Annotated in this window: 19 protein-coding genes, 1 tRNA gene and 1 pseudogene; 10 read left to right on the top strand and 11 right to left on the bottom strand. The window is 43.0% G+C overall.

The window, feature by feature from the left end; translation table 11 throughout:
* Positions 1–23: 23 nt before the first annotated feature.
* Entirely contained in the window at positions 24–869 is an 846-nt protein-coding gene (locus PHF18_RS04590) for a sulfide/dihydroorotate dehydrogenase-like FAD/NAD-binding protein (protein WP_300098958.1), read from the top strand.
* A 17-nt stretch (positions 870–886) separates the two neighbouring features.
* Complete coding sequence (gene gltA / locus PHF18_RS04585; protein WP_300098956.1) at positions 887–2,296, top strand: NADPH-dependent glutamate synthase; 1,410 nt, start codon at positions 887–889, stop codon at positions 2,294–2,296.
* Positions 2,297–2,456: 160 nt separating this feature from the next.
* Here the strand turns inward: gltA and PHF18_RS04580 are convergent.
* Positions 2,457–2,653: pseudogene (locus tag PHF18_RS04580) on the bottom strand (hypothetical protein); the annotation flags it as partial.
* Between the two features lie 227 nt (positions 2,654–2,880).
* On the opposite strand from PHF18_RS04580, the gene PHF18_RS04575 reads away from it, so the two are divergent.
* Positions 2,881–3,618, top strand: coding sequence for a hypothetical protein (locus tag PHF18_RS04575; protein ID WP_300098954.1), 738 nt, complete (start codon positions 2,881–2,883; stop codon positions 3,616–3,618).
* A 5-nt stretch (positions 3,619–3,623) separates the two neighbouring features.
* Positions 3,624–4,550: a hypothetical protein gene (locus PHF18_RS04570; protein ID WP_300098952.1), complete on the top strand. Its 927-nt coding sequence runs from the start codon at positions 3,624–3,626 to the stop codon at positions 4,548–4,550.
* Between the two features lie 510 nt (positions 4,551–5,060).
* On the opposite strand, the gene PHF18_RS04565 is transcribed toward PHF18_RS04570, so the two are convergent.
* The 7 genes from PHF18_RS04565 to PHF18_RS04535 form a co-directional block, all read right to left on the bottom strand.
* Positions 5,061–5,132: transfer RNA gene (locus PHF18_RS04565), tRNA-Arg, on the bottom strand.
* Between the two features lie 238 nt (positions 5,133–5,370).
* Positions 5,371–5,913, bottom strand: a complete 543-nt coding sequence (locus PHF18_RS04560; RefSeq protein ID WP_300098949.1) for a nitroreductase — start codon at positions 5,911–5,913, stop codon at positions 5,371–5,373.
* Between the two features lie 599 nt (positions 5,914–6,512).
* The gene (gene ilvC / locus PHF18_RS04555; RefSeq protein ID WP_300098947.1) at positions 6,513–7,520 is read right to left on the bottom strand and encodes a ketol-acid reductoisomerase; all 1,008 of its coding nucleotides are present in this window, start codon (positions 7,518–7,520) and stop codon (positions 6,513–6,515) included.
* 453 nt (positions 7,521–7,973) lie between these two features.
* Positions 7,974–8,462, bottom strand: a complete 489-nt coding sequence (ilvN, locus tag PHF18_RS04550) for an acetolactate synthase small subunit (RefSeq protein WP_367279142.1) — start codon at positions 8,460–8,462, stop codon at positions 7,974–7,976.
* Positions 8,459–10,153 (bottom strand): acetolactate synthase large subunit, encoded by a 1,695-nt coding sequence (locus PHF18_RS04545; RefSeq protein WP_300098944.1) that lies wholly within the window; start codon positions 10,151–10,153, stop codon positions 8,459–8,461. Before PHF18_RS04545 ends, ilvN begins: the two co-directional genes overlap by 4 nt.
* A gap of 301 nt (positions 10,154–10,454) precedes the next feature.
* Positions 10,455–11,945: a (R)-citramalate synthase gene (locus tag PHF18_RS04540; protein ID WP_300099119.1), complete on the bottom strand. Its 1,491-nt coding sequence runs from the start codon at positions 11,943–11,945 to the stop codon at positions 10,455–10,457.
* Positions 11,946–12,427: 482 nt separating this feature from the next.
* Positions 12,428–13,513 carry a M42 family metallopeptidase gene (locus tag PHF18_RS04535; RefSeq protein WP_300098941.1) on the bottom strand — a complete coding sequence of 362 codons (1,086 nt, stop codon included), beginning with the start codon at positions 13,511–13,513 and terminating at the stop codon, positions 12,428–12,430.
* 424 nt (positions 13,514–13,937) lie between these two features.
* On the opposite strand from PHF18_RS04535, the gene PHF18_RS04530 reads away from it, so the two are divergent.
* The 6 genes from PHF18_RS04530 to PHF18_RS04505 all read left to right on the top strand — a co-directional run bounded on the left by PHF18_RS04530 (position 13,938) and on the right by PHF18_RS04505 (position 19,731).
* On the top strand, positions 13,938–14,291 hold the full coding sequence (locus tag PHF18_RS04530; RefSeq protein WP_300098938.1) for a prefoldin subunit beta: 354 nt from the start codon (positions 13,938–13,940) through the stop codon (positions 14,289–14,291).
* Positions 14,292–14,470: 179 nt separating this feature from the next.
* Positions 14,471–15,478, top strand: coding sequence for a bifunctional oligoribonuclease/PAP phosphatase NrnA (locus PHF18_RS04525; RefSeq protein ID WP_300098935.1), 1,008 nt, complete (start codon positions 14,471–14,473; stop codon positions 15,476–15,478).
* A 457-nt stretch (positions 15,479–15,935) separates the two neighbouring features.
* Positions 15,936–17,240: a phenylacetate--CoA ligase family protein gene (locus tag PHF18_RS04520; RefSeq protein WP_300098932.1), complete on the top strand. Its 1,305-nt coding sequence runs from the start codon at positions 15,936–15,938 to the stop codon at positions 17,238–17,240.
* An 85-nt stretch (positions 17,241–17,325) separates the two neighbouring features.
* Positions 17,326–17,763 carry an ACT domain-containing protein gene (locus PHF18_RS04515; protein WP_300099117.1) on the top strand — a complete coding sequence of 146 codons (438 nt, stop codon included), beginning with the start codon at positions 17,326–17,328 and terminating at the stop codon, positions 17,761–17,763.
* A 613-nt stretch (positions 17,764–18,376) separates the two neighbouring features.
* Positions 18,377–18,730 (top strand): DUF2103 domain-containing protein, encoded by a 354-nt coding sequence (locus tag PHF18_RS04510; protein ID WP_300098929.1) that lies wholly within the window; start codon positions 18,377–18,379, stop codon positions 18,728–18,730.
* Between the two features lie 23 nt (positions 18,731–18,753).
* Positions 18,754–19,731, top strand: a complete 978-nt coding sequence (locus PHF18_RS04505) for a methanogenesis marker 12 protein (RefSeq protein WP_300098926.1) — start codon at positions 18,754–18,756, stop codon at positions 19,729–19,731.
* Between the two features lie 31 nt (positions 19,732–19,762).
* On the opposite strand, the gene PHF18_RS04500 is transcribed toward PHF18_RS04505, so the two are convergent.
* The 3 genes from PHF18_RS04500 to PHF18_RS04490 form a co-directional block, all read right to left on the bottom strand.
* Complete coding sequence (locus tag PHF18_RS04500; RefSeq protein WP_300098923.1) at positions 19,763–20,344, bottom strand: TIGR00288 family NYN domain-containing protein; 582 nt, start codon at positions 20,342–20,344, stop codon at positions 19,763–19,765.
* A gap of 584 nt (positions 20,345–20,928) precedes the next feature.
* Positions 20,929–21,357, bottom strand: a complete 429-nt coding sequence (locus PHF18_RS04495; RefSeq protein WP_300098920.1) for a hypothetical protein — start codon at positions 21,355–21,357, stop codon at positions 20,929–20,931.
* Positions 21,354–21,941: a rhomboid family intramembrane serine protease gene (locus PHF18_RS04490; RefSeq protein WP_300098917.1), complete on the bottom strand. Its 588-nt coding sequence runs from the start codon at positions 21,939–21,941 to the stop codon at positions 21,354–21,356. The genes PHF18_RS04495 and PHF18_RS04490 overlap by 4 nt, the downstream gene beginning before the upstream one ends.
* Positions 21,942–22,182: the final 241 nt, after the last annotated feature.

Below are 22,182 nucleotides of genomic sequence, written 5' to 3'. Positions count from 1 at the left end.
TCTATTCAGGAAAATGTGATCTCATGGCATATAGAATACTGGAAAAGGAAGAAATCGCCCCGTCGGTGCACAGAATGGTTATTGATGCCCCGGACGTGGCAAAAGCCGCAAAAGCCGGACAGTTCATAATCCTCCGGATTGATGAAAGGGGGGAAAGAGTTCCTCTTACAATTGCGGATTTTGAGAGAGAAACAGGCATCGTTACTGTAATTTTTCAGGAGATGGGCAAGACCACAAAACAACTTGCAAAACTTTCTACAGGCGATTCCCTTGAAGATTTTGTAGGTCCCCTCGGGACCCCAGCCGACATAAGAAAACTCGGCACTGTAATTCTAGTAGGAGGAGGAGTAGGAGTTGCCCCTATATACCCCCAGGCAAAGGCTTATACAAATGCAGGCAACAGGGTAATTTCAATAATCGGAGCCCGAAACGAGGATCTCCTGATCCTTGAAGACGAAATGGAAAAAGCCAGTTCCGAACTGTACATAGCAACCGATGACGGGTCAAAAGGGCACCACGGGTTTGTGACCGATATCATGAAAAGGATCCTGGACAGCGGCGAAAAGGTTGCAAGGGTTGTAATTATAGGCCCACCAATCATGATGAAAGTGGGGGCAGGGGTTGCTTCCCCCTATGATGTGGAAATCCTTGTCAGCCTTAATTCCATAATGGTAGACGGAACCGGGATGTGCGGAGGCTGCAGGGTTACTGTCGGCGGAGAAACGAAGTTTACGTGCGTTGACGGACCTGAATTTGACGCCCGAAAGGTCGATTTTGTCCAGCTCATGAACAGGCTTGCAATGTACCGCGGCGAAGAGACAGAAGCTGTGGAAAAATACGAAGAGAAATGCAGGTGCGGACTGCACTGAGAAGGAGGGGACGAAACATGTGTGGATTACAGGAAGAAAAGACAGAAAAAGCAAAGAAAGAAAGGACCCCGATGCCAGAGCAGCCTGCTGACGAGCGCAGAAAGAACTTTAATGAAGTAACCCTCGGCTACACGAAAGAAGATGCTCTTGCCGAAGCTTCCAGATGCCTCGCCTGCAAGGACCCAAAATGTGTTGAAGGCTGCCCTGTGAATGTGGATATCCCTGGCTTTATCAAGCTGGTCTGTGAGGAAGATTTTGAAGGGGCAATCGAGAAAATAAAAACCACAAACACCCTCCCTGCCATCTGCGGGCGCGTCTGCCCCCAGGAGACCCAGTGTGAAGCCCTCTGTGTGCTAGGCAAGAAAGGGCAGCCCGTTGCAATCGGAAGGCTTGAGCGTTTCTGTGCAGATTATGAGCGCGAAAAAGGCGTGAAGGCTCCTGAGGCTATGCCTCCCACTGGCAAGAAGGTAGCAGTTGTGGGTTCCGGACCTGCAAGCCTGACTGCCGCAGCAGACCTTGCAAAGCTTGGCCACAAAGTCACAATCTTTGAGTCTCTGCACAAAGCCGGAGGCGTCCTGAGTTACGGCATCCCCGAGTTCAGGCTGCCAAAAGAAATTGTGCGGCAGGAAGTAGAGTACATCGAAAAGCTCGGTGTAGAGGTTAAGCCCAATTATGTCATTGGCAGGATCAAGACCTTAGACGAGCTCTGTGACGATTTCGATGCAGTCTTCCTGGGCACGGGCGCAGGGCTCCCTAACTTTATGGGAATTCCGGGCGAAAACTTCAGCGGCGTATATTCCGCAAATGAATTCCTGACCCGCGTAAACCTCATGAAAGCCTATGACCCCGAGTACGACACCAGAGTAAGGTGCGGAAAGCAGGTTGTGGTTGTAGGAGGCGGAAACGTGGCAATGGATGCCGCCCGCTCTGCTCTCCGTCTGGGCGCAGAAGAAGTAAGTATAGTCTACCGCCGTGGAGAAGACGAGATGCCCGCCCGCCGGGAAGAAGTCGAGCACGCTAAAGAAGAAGGTATAATCTTCAGGTTCCTTACAAACCCTGTCCGCATTCTCGGCGACGAAAAGTTCAATGTTACAGGCGTCGAATGCATAAAAATGGAACTTGGAGAACCCGACAAATCCGGCAGGAGAAGCCCGGTCCCTGTAGAAGGCTCGGAGTTCCTTGTCCCTGCAGACGTTGTGGTTATCGCCATAGGTACCTCTCCGAACCCGATCATTTTCAAAGGCTCAGAAGGTCTTGAACAGAACAGGCGGGGGACTGTCGTTGCTGATGAGGAAACCGGCGCAACTTCCAAATGCGGAGTCTTTGCAGGCGGAGATGTGGTAACAGGTGCAGCAACCGTAATCAGTGCAATGGGAGCAGGAAAGAAAGCTGCAAAAGCAATTGATGAGTTTTTGAAAGAAAAGTGAAGCCAGAGTAATCTGGTACCCACTTTTATTTATTAACTATGAATTAAATTTTATAATGCCCAACTTTTTTGAAACCTGTCCCGCATAAAGGGGCTTCCGGGATCCTCCTTCAAACTATTGTTTCTAAGTCCCCAGGCTAATCCCCTGCGTTCCGCATGTGTCAGGTGACTATTGTATTTTGATCCTTTAATGAGAATTTCTTAATGTTGATAGCAGCATTTATGCCCCTATAGCAGTATTTATGCCCCTATAACACTTTGTTTTACAATCAGGGTATTTTCATGTTCTATCCTTCAATCTGAGATTAGAATTGTGATATCCACAAATGTTACGGATTTTAGTTGAGGGTTCAAATTGCCTATTATTTATGATTTTTATATTCTAACTGTGAATAAAATTAGAACATATTAAATATATATATTATATGGACACATTATACAGTATTTAGAAAAGAATCCGGGCATAAAAGTGAGGGCGGAAAATATATAATTAACAATTTTAAAGATAACAACTTTAAAGAAGTTCTGTTTTGAAAATTATAATTTATTCATAGAGTAAAAAATGTTTATTATTGAGGCGATAAAATGTCTTACTGCTTTTATTGCGGAGGGGATCACCCTCCAGGTTATTGCCCCTTACAAGCACAGGATCAAAGTATTAAATCATTGAGTAACCAAACCTCAACTTTGGAAAAAATTGGCCATCTAAATGTATCAGCAATAGAAGAAAATGGAAAATTGGTATCCTCCGAAATTGAAAATATTGTGACCAATATGCGAAGTTCTGAGACAGCGATATCTGAAGGGTTTGAAAATTTACTAAATGAGATTAGCAATAATCATTATGCAATAATGCGTAAAATGGAAAGAAATATAGAAGTTTTAACAGGGATATGCGAATTATTTAAAAACTCTCTTTATATCGAATATCTCCAGCGGTACAATGAAGCAGTAAATAATTTTAGAGATGGACGATTAATGAAATGTCTTGAAACACTTGAAAAAGCAGAATATCTAAAATCAGATGATTATAGAATTTATCTATTAAGAGGGCACACATACGTTCGATTAGATAAATTAGAGAAGGCATTAGAAAGTTTTGAAGAAGCGAGCATGATAACGGTTTCAAATAAAATAGAAGTAAATGACAGCCATAAAGGGTATTGCCTTTACCTTATCAGTCGAGTTTATTTTTGCATGGAAAATATTGAAACGGCCATCAAAAAAATAAGAGAAAGTTTAAAGTTGGTTAACGATCCTGTATATAATTATCAATATGCCGCATTTCTGGCATATCGCCAGCCAAAATTATTGAAGGAATGATTTTTTTGGATAACGATGTTAAAGAGATGCTTAATCACCTCAGAATAGCCATACTACAAGACAAAAATAATTACAGTAGAGTTTTGATTGATCCCATGTACAAAAATGTTAAACCCTATGTTTCAGATTTAATTCACGATATTTTGCGGGAAACTCAATTAAAAACAGAGACAGAACTTAGTTCTTTAGAAACCAACTTTAAAGAATATACAAATTTGTTGCATACTTTAAAGCTGCCTGAGTCTACTGACAAAATAATTGAAAAAACAAAATCTGACGTCATAGAAATTAAAAGAAAAATGAAAAACAATAGTTATTTTGATTATTTGGAAAATTTAGAAATGATATCAGTCATAAATAAAAGACTAATAGAAGTTAGAGAGGAATTAATTGAATTTAAGAATTCATCTAAAAATAATTTAGAATATTTGGATACTGATTTACATAATGCGAATTTACGTTTATATAAAACATCTAAAAAATTAAATAAATTAAAATCCTTAAAGTTAATTAATAATATTATTGTGGTATTATCTTTATTTTTATTACTTGTTGCTGTAACCACAGATAACAGATCATATTTACTATTTCTTATTCTGGGATTAGGAATGGTATCATGCAAAAAAGAAGTGAGTGAGAAAGATTTTACAATCCTGAGCAGACTGTTTAAATATATATTTGTAGGGATTATATACTCCACTATTATATTTATTTCACTGGCCATAGTCAGCTTATTCTCCAGGGTATTCGCCGATGCAATAATAAATATTGTTTTTATAGCGTTTGCTATACTTCTTACTGCGACGTTTGTACCTGATCCAAATATTTCAAAGCAGGAATCATTAGTAAACGATGAAAAAAGGAACATTAATAATATGGAGTCAACTGTTACTAAAAAGAGATTAATTGTTAGTACATTGAAGAGTTTTTGAAAGAGAAAGCCCGTTTTATACAATTTGAGGTATAAATTAAATTAAAATACGCTGGAGCACTGCAAGCAACAGAGTATTTTTGCGCCACCGCAACTTTGATTAAATTTTTTCCAGCACTATCTTCAAAAGTACAACTAAAGCAACGATCAAAAAGAGAGTCCACAATACCGGCAGAAGCATCCGAAGCAGGAAATATAATAATACTGCTATGAGAATTAACTGAACTATAGATAATTTTCTTCTCCCCATACGTAAAAAACGACGATTTAATCCATGAGCCATGCTGTAAACCTTCCAGATTATTTTTGTATGTATAGTTACTTCATTTCTTTGTTTATATTTTTTGTCCGTAGATGACAATATTTCCTGAAAAGCTTCCAGAATATTAACCCTAAATGAAATCGAAATAATTAAGTGGAGAGCACAAAAGTTAGACAGGAATTAAAACCCGGATGTGTTTCAAAAAAATCCACTATAAATTTATAGAAACTCAGCAGGAAAATAAATTAACAGGTCTGCTGGGAATCGAACCCAGGTACGAAGCTCCGGAGGCTCCAATGATATCCGCTACACCACAGACCTTCATTGTGAAAAAGTTATGCTCGGTTAACTGACATATAAAGCGGTGATCAGTTAACTGGCTGTTTATAGTGCTAAATAGCTTATAAATTTAATCCTCAATTGAATTGCAAATATTTTTTGAAAGAAAGTATATCAAAATAAACTTCAGCAGGTTAACTTAAAAATTCCCGAGTTTTTTGGTGAATTCAGGAGCTTTGAATTCAGGATCTTTGAATTCAGAATCTTTGAATTCAGGAGCTTAGTCTTCCCATTTCTGCCCGTACCGGTCTTCAAACACAAGTTCCGAAAGGGCCTTGCGTGTTGAAGTCCTCTCTTTTGGGACAGGTTCCCCGATGGCAAGCACTGCCATAAGTTCGAGTTTTGAGGAGCATTCGAGAATTGAATTGACCTTCTCGTTCTGTTTTAATATCTCACCGAGCCAGACCGCGCCCAGACCGAGTTCACAGCAGGCAAGAAGCATGTTCTGGATGGCGGCGCCGATTGCCTGGACGTCTTTAGTGTGGGAATAGGAATTTTCCGTGTCCAGGTAGACAGAAATCAGAAGCGGTGCACCTGCAACCACTTTTGTATAATGAGTGCATTCCGAAAGCTGCATAATGGTACCCTTTTCCCGGACAACTATAAAGCGCCAGGGCTGGTTATTCAACCCGGAAGGAGCCCAGCGGCCTGCATTCAGGATTGTGTTGATTTCGTCCTTGCTGACGGGCCTATCCGTAAACTCCCGGACACTCCGTCTGTTGAGGATAGTGTCAATGACTTTGCTTTCTTCTGTTACTGGCATATTTTATCTCCGGATTGAATTTTCAATTTCAGATTTATGAACTTTCTGTTAAAAGATTGAAATTAAGTTATTAAACGTTGCCGGCAAACAGTAAAGAATTATCCTCGTGCAGCCTCAGAAAAAAGCCATAAAATAAAAAAGACTGAATGCAACTGTAAGAAACAAGCAGATCGAAATGACCGGAGAAACGAGAATTTTTGTTTCATATTACCTCTTTCTGCTTCTTTTGAAAAGCCGTCAGACAAGCTGGCGGGGGTGCTTATATTTGCCATAATTAAAAAACGGTTTCCGGGCTGAAGGTAAGTTTTCTCAGTTTCACCCTCAGTTCAGAGGGCATTTCTTCAATACATATATCTCACAATTGCAGTGTCGTTTTTTCGGGCGCTTTTTATCTGGCTGACAGGACGGCCCAGATACGGTGCGGCGCAGGAAGAAAGAACTGAAAGCTTCCAGCTCCGGGTATCAGGATAGATCAACCGGTTAATGAAGGACCATCAATAAGAAAAAAAGTTCAGAAAAACCAGAAAAAAGTCCAGAAAAAATAAGTTGCCAGACCATCTAACCGGCCTGGCCTGAAACAAAAAAAAGAAACTTAAGGCTCAGTCGTCATCAATCTTCTTGTTGAGCCAGGGGATGTTTGCCCGGATTTCCTTGCCGACAATCTCAAGCGGGTGTTCCTGTTCCTGGCGTTCCATGGCTTTGAGCACAGGGTGGTTGACCATGCCTTCAAGGATGAATTCCTTTGCAAATTCCCCGTTCTGGATCCTTTCAAGGGCCTCGTACATGGCTTCGCGGGATTCTTCATTGATGACCCTCGGGCCAACGGTCATGCCACCGTATTCAGCAGTGTTGGAGACGGAGTGCCACATTCTCTCTAGCCCGCCTTCGTAGATAAGGTCCACAATGAGTTTGACTTCGTGGCAGGTTTCGAAGTATGCCATCTCAGGCTGGTACCCTGCTTCCACAAGCACTTCAAAAGCTGTCTTGATAAGCGCGGAAAGCCCTCCACAGAGGTCAACCTGTTCTCCGAAAAGGTCGGTTTCGGTTTCTTCACGGAAGGTGGTCTCGTAAACTCCTGCCCTGGTTGCACCAATACCCTTGGCATAAGAGATAGCAAGGTCCCTTGCTTTTCCGGTTGCGTCCTGGTAGACTGCAATCAGGCCCGGCACTCCGATGCCTTCTGTGTAGGTTCTCCTGACAATGTGTCCGGGACCTTTGGGGGCGACCATGAAGACGTCCACATCTTTTGGAGGCACTATCTGGTTGTAGTGGATATTGAAGCCGTGGGCAAAAACAAGGGCATTGCCGGCTTTCAGGTTGGGTTCAATCTGAGAATAGTAAGTAGCTGCCTGCTTTTCATCCGGAAGGAGGATCATGATAACGTCTGCAGCTTTTGCAGCGTCTTCTACAGTCATGACCTTCAGACCATCAGACTCAGCTTTTGCCCAGCTGGAACTGCTTTTCCTTAGCCCGACTACAACATTGAGCCCGGACTCGTGCAGGTTTCTGGCATGTGCATGGCCCTGGCTTCCGTAGCCCATTACTGCGATTGTTTTATCTTTAAGTGCATCAAAAGTGGTTTCGTCATCATAAATTATCGTTGCCATTACTTAATTCTCCTGATTGATTTTACGGATTAATTCTTCGGATTGATTTTACTGATTAATTCTTCGGATTGGTATTACTGATTAATTCTTCGGATTGATATTACTGATTAATTCTTCGGATTGGTATTACTGATTAATTCTTCGGATTGATATTACTGATTAATTCTTCGGATTGATTTTACTGATTAATTCTTAGATTCCTTAATTATTCAATGAAAATTTCCTGCAATATTCGGGGAAGTGTATTAATTTAAACACGCACTTTTCCCTGAGAATTAAACTGATTTTCGAAAAGTTACCGTTTCTGGGCCCGGACAGCCTTCTGAAATGTAAAGAGAGGTCGGAAACCCAAACTGTTTTTTAGAAGACCTTTTTAATTAAAAAAGGCTTCCGGTTGCCCCAATCTGTGAAAAAATAATTGAGCAGCCACCTCTCTTTACCTGCCCTTAATATTTAAACCTTCTTTGACCCGCGCACAATTGCAATCTTGCCTGTCCTGACCAGTTCCTTGATCCCGAACTGGCGGAGAAGTTTTTCAATTGCCTGGACCTTGCCTTCATCCCCTGTTATCTCAACAGTCATGGACTTAGGGGCAACATCCACTATCCTGGCTCTGAAGATATTTGCAATCTGGATTATCTCTGCCCTTGTGTTCGCATCGGCTGCGACCTTAATAAGGGCAAGTTCCCGCTCGACCGCTTCTTCGCCTCCGATATCCGAGACCTTGATAACGTCTATGAGCTTGTTGAGCTGTTTTGTTACCTGTTCGACCACATGATCATCCCCATGAACCACAATAGTTATTCTCGAAATATCAGGGTCTTCAGTAACTCCCACAGCCAGGCTGTCGATATTATATCCGCGCCTTGAAAACAGCGAAGACACTCTGGAGAGCACACCTGCCTTATTTTCCACAAGGACTGCAAGCGTGTGTTTCATCATTGTTCCTCCTGGTCAAGGATCTCATTAATTGCAGCTCCTGCCGGCACCATAGGGTAGACATTTGCTTCACATTCAACAATCACGTCAACAATAGCCGGCCTGCCGGACCTGACAGCCTCTTCGATTGCAGGCCTGACTTCGGAAGGCTTTTCTGCGCGCAGCCCGAGAGCTCCATAGGCTTCAGCAAGCTTTACGAAGTCAACACTGCCCTTGATACAGGTGCAGGAATACCTCCGGTCGTAGAAGAGTTCCTGCCACTGCCTGACCATGCCCAGATAACCGTTGTTCAGGATCACGGTAACAACCGGGATATCGTTCTGGACCACAGTTGCAAGCTCCTGAGAGTTCATCTGGAAAGAGCCGTCACCTGAGATATTGATAACAGTCTTATCCGGCCTTCCGACCTTGGCTCCCATGGCTGCAGGGAACCCGTATCCCATAGTGCCAAGCCCACCTGATGTAAGGAAGGTCCGAGGCGTGATGTATTTGAAGTACTGAGCCGCCCACATCTGGTGCTGTCCAACTTCCGTAACTATGATTGCGTCCTTGCAGGCTTCGGCTATCTGCTCGATAACAAACTGAGGCATTACCACATCAGGAGACATCTGACTGTAGCCAAGAGGATATTCCTTCTTCCACTGATTTATCTTTTCAATCCATTCCGCGGAATTGCAGCGCTTGATATATTTAATAAGGGATTTGAGTACCTGTTTTGCGTCCCCGACAATAGGGACATGCACCTTTATATTCTTGGAGATCTCGGCAGGATCAACATCAATATGGATAATCCTGGCATTGGGGGCAAAAGACTCGAGTTTACCGGTAACCCGGTCGTCAAACCTTGCTCCCACGGCAATGATAAGATCGGACTCCTGAATTGCATAGTTTGCGTATTTGCAACCGTGCATGCCCAGCATTCCGACATAGAGAGGATGTTCAGTCGGGATAGAGCTTATGCCCATAAGAGTTGTAGTAACCGGAGCCAGGATAGTCTCGGCAAGCTCGACGAGTTCTGCACTCGCGTTTGAGCTTATAACTCCCCCTCCTGCGTAGATTATAGGTCTGCAGGATTTTGCAATTTCTTCGGCGGCTCTTTTTATCTGCTGAGTATTGCCCTTGAAAGTGGGCTTATAGCCTCTAAGCTCCACCTTGTCAGGATAGTGCAGGTCAAACTCTACATTCTGGATATCCTTCGGAAGGTCAATTAATACCGGGCCAGGCCTTCCGGTGGAAGCTATATGGAAGGCTTCTTTTACAATCCTCGGGATTTCTTCTGCATCCTGTACGAGATAGTTGTGCTTGGTAATTGGCAGAGTGATGCCTGTAATATCTGCTTCCTGGAAAGCATCGTTTCCGATAAGGAATTTGGGTACCTGGCCGGTTAAGGCTACAATTGGCACTGAGTCCATATATGCAGTAGCAATGCCTGTTACCAGGTTGGTTGCTCCGGGACCGGAAGTAGAAACGCAGACCCCGGTCTTTCCAGTAGCACGGGCGTACCCGTCCGCAGCATGAGCTGCTGCCTGTTCATGGCGTACAAGTATGTGGCGCAGATCTGAATCATAGAGTTCGTTGTAGAACGGAATGATCTGCCCTCCCGGATACCCGAAGAGAGTGTCAACTCCTTCTTTTTCAAGGCACTTTATTACAGCCCTTGCGCCGTTAACTTTTTCTGTTGACCCGGTTGTCATAATTTATCTCCTTATTTATTTCTTGAGATGTTGGTCTAACTGGATACTCACATTCCAGGTGAGTACCTTTCCAGTTAGGGTGTGTTTATAAGAAATACTTTTTTATCTCTCACACTCAAAATTTTTCATAAAGAATTTCACAAATATATCATAATCAATCATGTTATATAGGGATAAGGGTTTCTCCGGGTTTTAAGAGTGTCAAAGATCCCCTATTTCAAAAATTTCTTCAAACAGGAAAAGAAGGGAGGACAGAAAAGTCCTCCTGAGAAACCTTTGAAGTTCCGCATCCTTTTGTGACTTACTCTACCCGGATAAGGCGGTTCATCCCGTTCATTACGGCTTCTACAGAGGCCATGATAATGTCCGTTCTTGCTCCGCTTGCGGTAATTGACTTTCCGTTCTTGGAGAGTTTTACCCTTACCTCTACAAGAGCGTCAGTTCCGCCGGTAATTGAGTCTACATGGTACTCTTCAAGGATAATGTCTTCGGCACAGGAACTTACAGCCCTTCGGATAGCATTGATCACAGCGTCCACAGGTCCGTTTCCGATTCCAGCCTGTACGATAACTTTGTCTTTTACATTGAGCTTTATGGAAGCGGTTGGAGTTACCCGATTTCCGGATACAATGGTGAATTCTTCTAATTTTACCAGAGGTTCCTTGTAAATATCAAGCACGGTTTCTGCGATGGTCAGCAGGTCAGCATCAGTTATATGTTTACCCTGGTCGCCCATCTGCTTGACTCTGTTGAAGATTTCTTCAGTCTGAGCCTCATCAGCCTCAAGCCCCGTTTCCTTTAAAGCAAGAGTAATAGAACTCCGTCCTGCATGTTTACCCAGCACGATCTGGCGCTGCCGTCCGATATATTCGGGACTCATCGGCTCATAGGTTGACTTGTCAGCAAGAAGCCCGTGCACATGAATTCCTGCTTCGTGAGTGAACGCATTTCCCCCTACAAGGGCTTTGTTAGGGGACACGGGAATTCCGGTCAGCCGGCTTACAAGCCTCGAAGTCCGGTATATCTGCTCATGCTTGATACCAGTATCATATTTATAGAGCCACTCCAGGTTCATTACAACTTCTTCAAGAGCAGCATTTCCAGCTCTTTCCCCTAAACCATTAATTGTCACATGTGCCTGCTTCGCTCCTGCCGCAAGTGCAGCAATCGTATTTGCAGTTGCTAAACCAAAGTCGTTGTGGCAGTGAATGCTGATCGGGGCTTTTAAGGAGGAAGACAGGTCCCGGAAAATCTCGGTGGTCTTTTCAGGCACCAGAAGCCCTACAGTATCGCAGAAGCATAACCTGTCAGCTCCGGTGGCTATTCCGTCAGCATAAATGGCTTTTAAGAACTCAAGGTCTGCCCGCGAGGCATCTTCCCCGCTCAGTTCCACAATCAAGCCGTGGTCTTTAGCATACTCAGTGACATCTGCTGCGATCTGCCTTACTGCATCCCGGTCCTTTTTGAGTTTCGTCCTGATATGCAGGTCCGAAACCGGAGCTACAAGGTGAATTGAATCAACGTCGCATTCAAGAGCATGGTCAACATCCGATTTTACAATCCGGCAGTAGCTGCAGATTTCGGCATTGAGCCCTGCGTTCGCTACAGCCTTGATGGCTTCCCGTTCACCTTCGGAAGTAATTGCAGAGCCTGCCTCGATTACAGAGACTTTCATCTCATCAAGAGCCCGGGCAATTAAGAGTTTCTTCTCTCTGGTCAGAGCTACGCCAGGTGTCTGTTCACCATCTCTTAAAGTAGTATCAAGAAAGCGAATATTTTCGAATAATACAATCCCTCAGTTTTGGTGTTTATTACAATAGATTAGTTCTGCACGACAGGATATGATATAACCACTATTTTATATTATTTTTATCCTATTTTGCAAACCCATTTTACTATTATATTACAGATATTTTATCTCAGAAGCTTCGTTTTATCCGGGAATGTCCCCGAATTTATTCTCGGGCTCTCTGAAACTTCTCTTCAATAGGTAGACCATAGTATTTTTAGTTTCCAGTTAACAATATATTTTACTTTTTAAAAAAAAGTAAAGATAAAAGCTGGTCAGAAGCCTTGCAGTCCGAAAACTGAAAAAAGATAAAAATGGGATCCAAAGGGTTTCTCACAAATCAGCAGGAACAGCTAATAGCGGGTACCCTTGTGGAAAAGCCTGTGTAGGGCACCTTTAAGGAAACTGCCCGTACAGCTCACACTGCAGGAAAATGGTCCTGCTATGCTCTTGCGAATCCCCCGTAAAAAATTAAGAATAAAGTTTTAGAAATATTTTTTGACATTTTCGATTGCCTTTACAATGAGGGAAACGCAAGCTTCTATATCTGCCGTATCCAGAACTTCCACTGGAGAATGAATATAGCGTGTAGCTATGCTAACTGTACCCGTAGGAATACCTTCCTTTGTGAGGTGTATTGACGTTGCATCGGTGGTGCCACCAGAACCTACGCCCAGCTGATAGGGGATTTCGTTTTCACCTGCGGTTTCCCGAAGCCATCTGAGAATCTGAGGATGAGCTATAAGACCCCTTCCCGACGCGTCTGCCACAGTTATTACGGGCCCTTTTCCCAGTTCCATGGCGGAATCGGTCTTGCTGATACCCGGATGGTCTCCCGGGATAGTGGTGTCAAGGGCAAGGGCGACGTCCGGACAGAGCCCGAAAGCAGAGGTTTTTGCTCCTTTGAGCCCTACTTCTTCCTGAACCGTGCCCACAGCATAGACATTTGCGTCAATTTTGCGTTCGTGGAGCTGTTTCATGACCTCAAGGAGAATTACAACTCCTGCGCGGTTATCAAAAGCCTTGGAGGTAACCTTCCCGTTTGCCAGGGGTACGAATTCCTGGTCAATTGAAACCGGGGTACCTATCTCGAGTCCCAGATTCCCGGCATCCTCCATGTCTTTTGCCCCTACATCAATAAACATATCCTCAAGTTTCACGGGTTTTTTCCTGTCCTCATCTTTCATCACATGAGGGGGTTTGGAACCTATAACTCCGTAAATAGAGCCCTTTTTGCCGTGGACAATAACTCTCTGGTTCAAGAGAGTCTGGTCAAACCATCCCCCTATCCCGACAAAACGCAGGAATCCATTATCGTCTATATATCTGACCATTAACCCTATTTCATCCATATGGGCAGCCAGCATTACAGAAGGTCCGTTTCCCTCTTTAACAGCAATAAGGTTCCCCATGACATCTTTACGCATACTGTCAACATAGGGTTCGAGCTCTTTTTCAAGCAGTTTCCGGACGTCACCTTCAAAGCCGGAAATTCCGTGGGCGTTTGTAAACTTTTCAAGAAGAGATTCAATTTCTTCAAGGTTTCCGCCTTTTTCCATATTTTTTTCCATTTAAAAAATCTCCTGAATATTGGTTTAATCTAAATGTCAATCTGAGTGTGCACAGGTAAATTCTGGTGGATGCCTGTTCGGTTTGACATGCACCTGATTGATTTGCTAAAGAATCTGTTTAATATGACATATTATAAATGTCCATTTATGATTATCCTTTGCTGAAAACCTTTTAAGGCTTTTGAGCCCCCGAGGGTTTAATATGTGTCTCATGGCTGCGAACATATTCATCCATAACGTTTCTTCAGCATCTTTATCATATTAATTTAATTGTTTGGGGGTATTTACTTAGTTGAACATGTTTTTTAAGTTTTTGGAAGAGGCTTTTAATCTATTTTCTGGTGGTGAAGATTATTTTCGGATGCTGTAAGGACAGAAACATTAAAATCATTTCAGGTTTATTGAAGACTCAGGTGAAAATAATATGACTTCAGAATTACCTCCTCAAATCCAGAACCAGATAGCACAGCTTCAGCAGGTACAGCAGCAGGTTCAGGCTATTACCATGCAGAAATCTCAGATTGAAGCTATGCAAAAAGAGTCCAAGATGGCTCTTGACGAATTAGAAAGACTGGCTGACGATGCGGTGGTCTACCGTAATGTCGGAGAACTGGTAATAAAAACAAACAAAGAGGAGTCCGTTTCAAAACTTAAAGATAGGGAAGAAACCCTCTCACTCAGGCTTCAGTCTATTTCCAGGCAGGAAGAAAGGCTTACTACCCGCTTCAAACAACTTCAGGAGCAGATCCAGCAGGCTCTTGGGCCCAGAGCACAATAACCTTTTAATTACTTTTACAAAAATAGAATGCAGGACATAACTATAGCTCTAAGGTTATAGCTCTAAGGTTATAGCTCTAAGGTTATGGCTCTAAGGCTATAGCTGTAATGGAGATTGTGCCGAAATCCCGGAACTCCGGGAATTTTGAAACCTATAAAAAACGGTAGCCAGAGTGGACAATGCAAGTTGATGAAGCGGAGTTTTACAACCGGCTCCTAGACTATCGAAACATTTTATACCTGTGTCACCGGAATGCAGATCCGGATGCTGTTAGCAGTGCTTTTGCCCTTTCTGAGGCACTTGGAGGCACAGTAGGACTCGTAGACGGCTGCAACCGTGTGGCGTCCGTCCTTATCGACAGGCTCGGAATAAATGTAGTAGATAAGCCAGACCCTGCAAATTACGGTTTTGTTGTCGTGGTTGACACTTCGACAAAAGCGCAGCTAAACGACATCGAGCTGACCAGTTACTGTGTAATTGATCACCATACAACCACCGCCCTTACCGAGAATGCAGAATTTTACCTGCACAGGAACACGACCTCAACTGTAGAGATAATTTATGATATTTTAAAAGCAATGGGAGCTCCGATTAACCGGAGGGTGGGAATCAGCATGCTCACAGGAATCGTAACAGACACCGGGCATTTCAAGCACGCATCTGTTGATACTTTCCGAACAGTGGCAAAAATCATTGAGGCTAGTGGAGTTGAGTACGGGGAAGTGCTTGACCTGATGGCTGCAACCCCTCAGGATATCTCAATGCGTATAGCTATCCTGAAAGCAGCAAGCAGGGTTGAACTCGAGAGGGTAGGAAATATGCTTATAGCTACTTCTCATGTGAGTTCTTTTGGAGGCTCGGCATCTTCCATGCTTATCAACATAGGAGCTGATGTGGCTTTTGTTGGCACTACCAAAGGAGAAAGCGTCAGGGTAAGTGCAAGGGCGAAACGTGATGCTGTAAATATAGGGGTCAACCTTGGCCAGCTGATGGAAGATATCAGTAATGAATATAATGGTACAGGAGGCGGACATTCAGGAGCTGCTGGAATAGATATAATCGCAAATATAGATGAAGTACTGCATAAATGCAGGGAAATGACAAAGAAAATCCTTGAAAATACCCTTGGAACGACCTCAATAGAGATTTCTGAGGCTGAAATTGAAGTCAATGAAGATGATGAATAGATAATGAAAAGTGTTAGAATAACTATAATTTATCCCATTGCCTGAAAGTTATTATTTTTCAGTATATTTTTCCAATTCAGTATATTTTTCCAATTCAGTATATTTTTCCAATTCAGTATATTTTTCCAATTACTTTTATAACGTAATCTGAAAAATATCTTTTTTTGATTCGATAACAACAACTATTATTAATATGAGAATCCAACTTAATCTTCACATTGCTACATCTACCGGAAGTTTGTATCCGCCCGGAAGTGCCTCGATCTTCCGGAACGAAAAGCCGGTCTAAAACAGGAAATATCATCGGAAAGCATGGCCTTAAAGGGACGTCAACTACCCGCTAAAGACTCAGGGGTTTCCTGCTGAGATTTTATGAGAAATATACGCACGAGAAGGTCTAAAGAGATGCGACCTGAAAATAAAAGGTCTCAATATAAAGAACACAGAGAGTGAAAAAATGCCAGAATACTGGGATCCTGAAATCGAAACAATGCCTGTAGATGACTTGAAAAAGTTGCAGGAAGAAAAACTGAAAACCCTCGTACATTACGTTTATGAGAACTCTCCTTTTTACAGAAAAAGGTTTGACGAACACGGCGTTCGCCCGGAAGACATCCGGACTCTTGAAGATGTCAGAAAGTTACCTTTTACTTTTAAGCAGGATCTCAGAGATACATACCCTACCGGAATGTTTTGCGTCCCTAACTCAAAGCTCGCCCGCTTCCACGCTTCTTCGGGCACCACGGGTAAACCGACGGTAGTCGGATACACCCACAAGGACATTGATGATTGGGCAGAATCCCTGGCCAGGGCTTTCACATCCGTAGGGGTGGGAAAAGATGATATCCTCCAGGTAAGCTACGGGTACGGACTTTTTACAGGTGGGCTCGGCGCCCACTATGGAAGTGAAAAAGTAGGAGCAACCGTCCTCCCCACAAGTTCGGGAAACACCGAACGCCAGCTTGAACTCATGAAAGACCTTGGCACGACAACTATAGCCTGCACTCCTTCTTACTTTTTATACATGATTGAAGTCGCAAGGAAAGAAGGCATCAATATCAGGGATGACACAAAATTAAGGAAGGGATTTTTCGGGGCTGAGCCCTGGTCCGAGGAACTTAAGAAACGAATAGAAGATGAGTCAGGGATTAAAGCCTACGATATCTATGGGACTTCGGAACTCAGCGGTCCCCTCTTCACAGAATGCTATGAACAGTGCGGCATCCATATCTGGGCAGACCTGTTCCTGGTAGAGATTCTGGACCCAGAAACAGGAGAAACTGTACCTGATGGAGAAACAGGGGAACTCGTAATCACCACCCTTGCAAAAGAAGCAAATCCCCTTATCCGCTACAAGATCAAGGACCTGACCAAAAAACTCTCGGAACCCTGCAAATGCGGCAGAACCCATCCAAGGATCACACGTATCAGCGGGCGCTCGGATGATATGATTATCGTGCGCGGAATTAATGTCTTCCCAGGACAGGTCGAGTCGGTTTTGATGAATATCCCTGAAGTTGGGAACCATTTCATGATCATAGTGGACAGGATAGGGCCCCTCGACTCAATGAAGGTCCAGATTGAAATGAATGAATCTGCCTTCAGCGACCGGATGTCGGACATGATGGCCCTCAAAAAGAAAATTGCAGGCGCTTTAAAGAGCGTACTGAACCTTGCAGTAGAGGTAGAGCTTGTGGAACACGGCTATCTGCCGCGTTCGGAAGGAAAATCAAAGAAAGTCATCGATAAGCGAAAGATCTGAAGTTAATCAAAGTATCTTAATTAATTTGATAGAATAAAAATAAAATATGTAACAGAATACGTGATAAAAGGACATGGGTGCTGGAATGGAAGACAAAATTATAAAACAAATTTCCCTTTTTGCGGAAAACAAACCTGGCAGACTTGCAAGCGTGGCAAATAAATTGAAAAGCGCCGGTATAAATATCAGGGCATTTACCATTGCCGAATCCGGAGACTTCGGGATCATTCGCATGGTTGTGGACAGGTCAGACTATGCCCACAGTGTACTCCATGATGCCGGGTTCACAGTGTCAGAAACCAGCGTTCTGGGAATCGAAATGGATGACGTCCCTGGCAGCATGTCCCGAATTGCGGAAGTTTTCGGAGAAGCTAATATCAACCTTGATTACGCCTATGCTTTTGTCACCCGGGAACAGAAAGCCCTTCTTATAGTCCGGGTAAACGAGCTCGAAAAGGCGGTAAAAAAGCTGGAAGAGAACAATATAAAGCTAATCGGCATGAAGGACCTTGAAAAGATCTGATTTTGATCGAGCACCGGATTTTCCGGGAAGGAAGTTTAAAAAAGCCAGAAAATAATCCAGAGCCTAGCACATTAATATTGATGTGCCTGAGCAATCTGGAAGTTCTCTTTTTACAAACACTTGCCTGAGTGGTAATTATTTCATATAAAAAGTTTGCATCCAGTATATGCCTGTAGCCGGAAGCATTTAGCAGAGATTTTAGCAGAGATTTTAGCAGAGATTTTCTGAGCCTCCACTGCGTATAATTGATATACATCTTATACTCGCCAGTTCGACACAAAAATTAGAACACTTTTTCCAGGCACTGTTTTTGAAAAAACAATATCTACCTTAAAATTGATAATGCCTGCATAGATTCGACATGCCGGTTAAGATATATGTAAACTGCGTGTTTGGAATTACAGATATTGGGTGATAGTTAGAAAATATGACAAAAAACAGTATCGGATAAAATATTCAGAAAATATAAAACACCTTCCTAATGCAGGATATATTATAAATATAAAAAGAGCAAACAGAGAAAGACTTTTCTGAGAACTAAGAAGAGGCAATCCATATAACAGTAAACAGGGATTTGACCGACAAAAAAGTAAAGTCAGCCGGTTTGACTAAAATGACAGTGAATAAAAATAGCTTACAGGAAACAGCTCAAAACCTTTCAAAGAATAAACTTGGCGGATCTCATACTACAATTATTGGAGGGAGAGCTGGAAAAAAACTCATAAAGCTTGTAAGCCAGCACCCAGAAATAAAAAAAGTAATTCCGTCCGTAATTTCCGTAAAAGGTGTTGCAGGAGGAAAACTGGCTGGAAAAGTCCTGCGCTCTGACGCCAGAGGAAACCTCAGGCTATTGTTATCTGAAGGTAGAAGTTTCCAGGAAGTCAGGCTGGTAACAAAGGTTGGCACAGCTGATGAAGGGGACAGAATCATGAACGAATTAAATGAGATGTTAAAAAATGCCCTCTGAGGCGTTGAAGGAGAGGTTACTGCTTGGCATTCATAGGGGTTGACCACGGAACAACAGCAATGCGTTTTGCACTTATTGAGGGTGAAAAGGTTCTGACCTTTGAACTCGGAAGGGCTGAAGCGGCTGCAATGTCAGAAAAAGAAATTCTGGTATCCATTGAAAAAGAGTTTGAGATCAAGATTGGAGACATCGACCTTATCGCTCTGACCTACTCTATGGGAGACGGCTTTTCTGCAATCAAAGACGTAAGGAAACTTGAAGGAAGAGGGCTTCAGAGTACAGAAGGTGCAGGAAAAAAGACCGGAGGAGGCACACGAGTATTTGATGCAGTCAGAAACTCGGGAATTCCGGCAATAGCAATTCCGGGCCTTCATGTGGGAAGTAAAGTAGATCCGAGAATGAAGGTATTTTCCCATCTCACAAGCCCGGAAAAGCTGGGGATTGCATATCACATCCAGTGTCTTGGCTACGAAGACTTTGTAGTTTCCGATATAAGTTCTAACACTGTGACCCTTGCAGTTGCTTCGGGAAAGGTAATTGGTGCAATTGACGCCTGCATCTTTGCTCCGGGAGTTCACCACGGACCTCTAGACCTGCAGGCAATCAGAAACGTAGATGATGGGCTCCAGACAGCAAACCAGGCTTTTATAGAAGCCGGGGTCCTGAAGACGACTCCATATAAAGACAGGGAAGAACTGCTCAACGCAGCCGAGAAGGGAGAAAAACCTGCCCTGTTTGCCCTTGATACAATAGCCCTTTTTGCAGCCATGGAAATCGTGTCGATGCAGCTTCTCCTGAAAGACTATGGGGTTACCGGAGCGGTCTTTCTGGCAGGCTCTGTAGGGGAAGTAGAGTACGTGCAGAAAAAGATCTGTGCACACCTGGACCAGGAGTGCAGGAGCCTAGGAAAGTGGCACGCTGCAATCGGCTGTGCCGAGATAGCAAGAGATGTCTCTGCCGGAAAAAAACAGATCCTTGGGGTAGATGTTAATTATCCTTAAAGAGTAGAGAGGCGACCCTTAAAGAGAAGAATCAGGTCTTTTCCACAGATTCTTCACACTCGTCTTCCTTATATTCGTCTAACTCCGAGGCATCAGGTTTTTTCTCTTTTCCTTCATCATCATAACCACTCATGCGGTTTTTGTCCATGAGAATGACATAATCCGCAGAGTTCTTGAGCGCTGTGGAAAATCCGGGCTCAACTCCGAAGATAATGGTTTCTTTCCCGTGTTCGTTTGCTTTGTTCAGGAGCGGTTTGAAATCCGCATCTCGGGTCACGATTGCAAGAGTATCTATGTTGGGATTGTAGACCAGTTCCATGCCCTCCACTGCGAGGCGCACATCCACATCACTTGAACAGATAATGGGCTCAAGGCCATGGTTTTCAATAGCCTCTACAAGCTTGTCAGAGGCATATTGGTTCAGGAAAACACGTCCGATCTTGATATTTCCGTAGTCCTTCAGAACGTCCCTTATTTCCTCAAGATTTACATCAAACTCTTTTCTGAGGATATTCGGCCCATCCACCAGAAGGCCTATCTTCCTCCGACCAACTTCTTTCTTAGTACGGAGGTATCTAGAAATGGAATCAAGTCCGCTTTTTACAGGCTTCATTATTAATGTCCTCTGTGATCCTTACAGTTTTACTCGACCTGCATATTTTACATTTAATGCCCCGGTCATCGGGGAAAATTGACCTGTGAGGGCAGTAGAGATGTCCAGCCGCCCCTTCGTGTCTATCGGTACTGATATTATACTTTAACCTATGGAAAACCGCAGCTTTAGAATTCATAGCCATGAGTTTGTAGCCAAGGTTTTTCAGGTTTAAAGTATGATACCCGGCAGTTCGGGAAATAATTTGATTATATCTGAATATTTGCTTTTCTGTAGTAAAACATTTGCATACTTTGACAATTAAAGGTCCTAATTTTGCCTGATCTGAGAGATTTGACTGAAAACCTGATTTGCCCTGGAAAAGGGAAGTCCTGAGATATAAATTAAACCTCTCAAAATTAAATGATTTTAACTAATGATTTTAACTAATGATTTTAACTAATGATTTTAACTAATGATTTTAACTAATGATTTGAACAAATGATTTGAACAAATGATTTGAACAAATGATTTGAACAAATGATTTGAACAAATTATTTGAACAAATTATTTTAACTATATAACACGATATATAATTTATATAATTATAATTTATCGGAAAAAGGGCCTTTTTTGACTTCCCGAATTAGGTAAGGGAACTCCTGAAGTTCAAAGAGATTTTCGGTTTTTCGCCCTTTCTTATGCCTGCTATACCGGATTTCTCCGGATTGTTGGAGAAAAGCTTCATAGACACTCGTAAACTGCTCGAACTCCGGCTCCGTAAGCTCTATTAAACCTTCTCTCCCCGCTAACCAGTCATAGACTTGCAGAAGGACAATTTCCCTTACTCTTTTTAGACCTTCTTCTTCAGGCTCTTCAGGTGCTTTTTCAAAGTAGAGAGTATTTTTCAGCTTTGGAGACCAGGCTGCAACAACCCGCCTGAAATTTAAAACCTGGATTGGAACTTTTCCCCCAGGGTCAGGCCTCGGATGATAATACCTGTCCTGAGAAAAAATCTCTCCTTCCAGACTCACCACCTGCCGTCATACCTCGATTTCATATATTTTTCATGGATTTTTTTCATACGAAAACCCATATAGAGCCCTACGAAGAGTCCGCTCAGGTGAGCGGTGTGGGCTATCATATCCGACGAATTGACCATTAGAAAATCAAAAACAGCAAACAGCAATAAGGCATACTTTAAACGCATCGGGATAAAATAAACATACACCTTTATATTCGGCTCAAGTACGGCAAGGGCTGCAAAAACCCCATAAATCGCTCCACTAGCCCCAATCATAGGACCGGGGGAAATGTTGAAAATAGGCTGGCTTAAGAAAGTGTACCCTATTGCAGATAGAATTCCTGCAGTGAAAAAGACTCCCAGGAGTTGCTTATTCCCTATCCTTCGTTCAAGTGCAGTCCCGAAGAAGTACAGGACAAGCATATTGAAAAAAAGATGCGATAATCCGTTGTGCAGGAAAATGTATGTGACAAGAGTCCATGGTCTTGTCATTATAGAACCAGGGTCAAACTGAAAAGCACTTATATAGTTAAACCCCGGGAACGGAACCATTTCCAGAAAGAAAGAAATAACACATAGGAGAATAATTGCCATCGATGGGCTTGCAGAAACAGAATTTTTGATTCTGTCGGTTGTTCCGCCTCGAGACTTATATGGTGTATCACGGTTAAACATGTTCCAGGTACTCTCTGTTTTAATCCGGTATAAAATTATTGAATAAATCACCTGAATAATAAGGCAAGTTATAAAAGGCAACTTAGAATGTCTCAAAATGAATCCGGAAATATTATTCAAACACCAGACGTTGTCCAAACACAAGAATATTGCCCAAACA

Source organism: Methanosarcina sp., assembly GCF_028693135.1.
Classification (GTDB): Archaea; Halobacteriota; Methanosarcinia; order Methanosarcinales; family Methanosarcinaceae; genus Methanosarcina.
The sequence above is the reverse complement of the archived record's forward strand: the minus strand, read 5'-3'. Positions and strand labels throughout refer to the sequence as shown.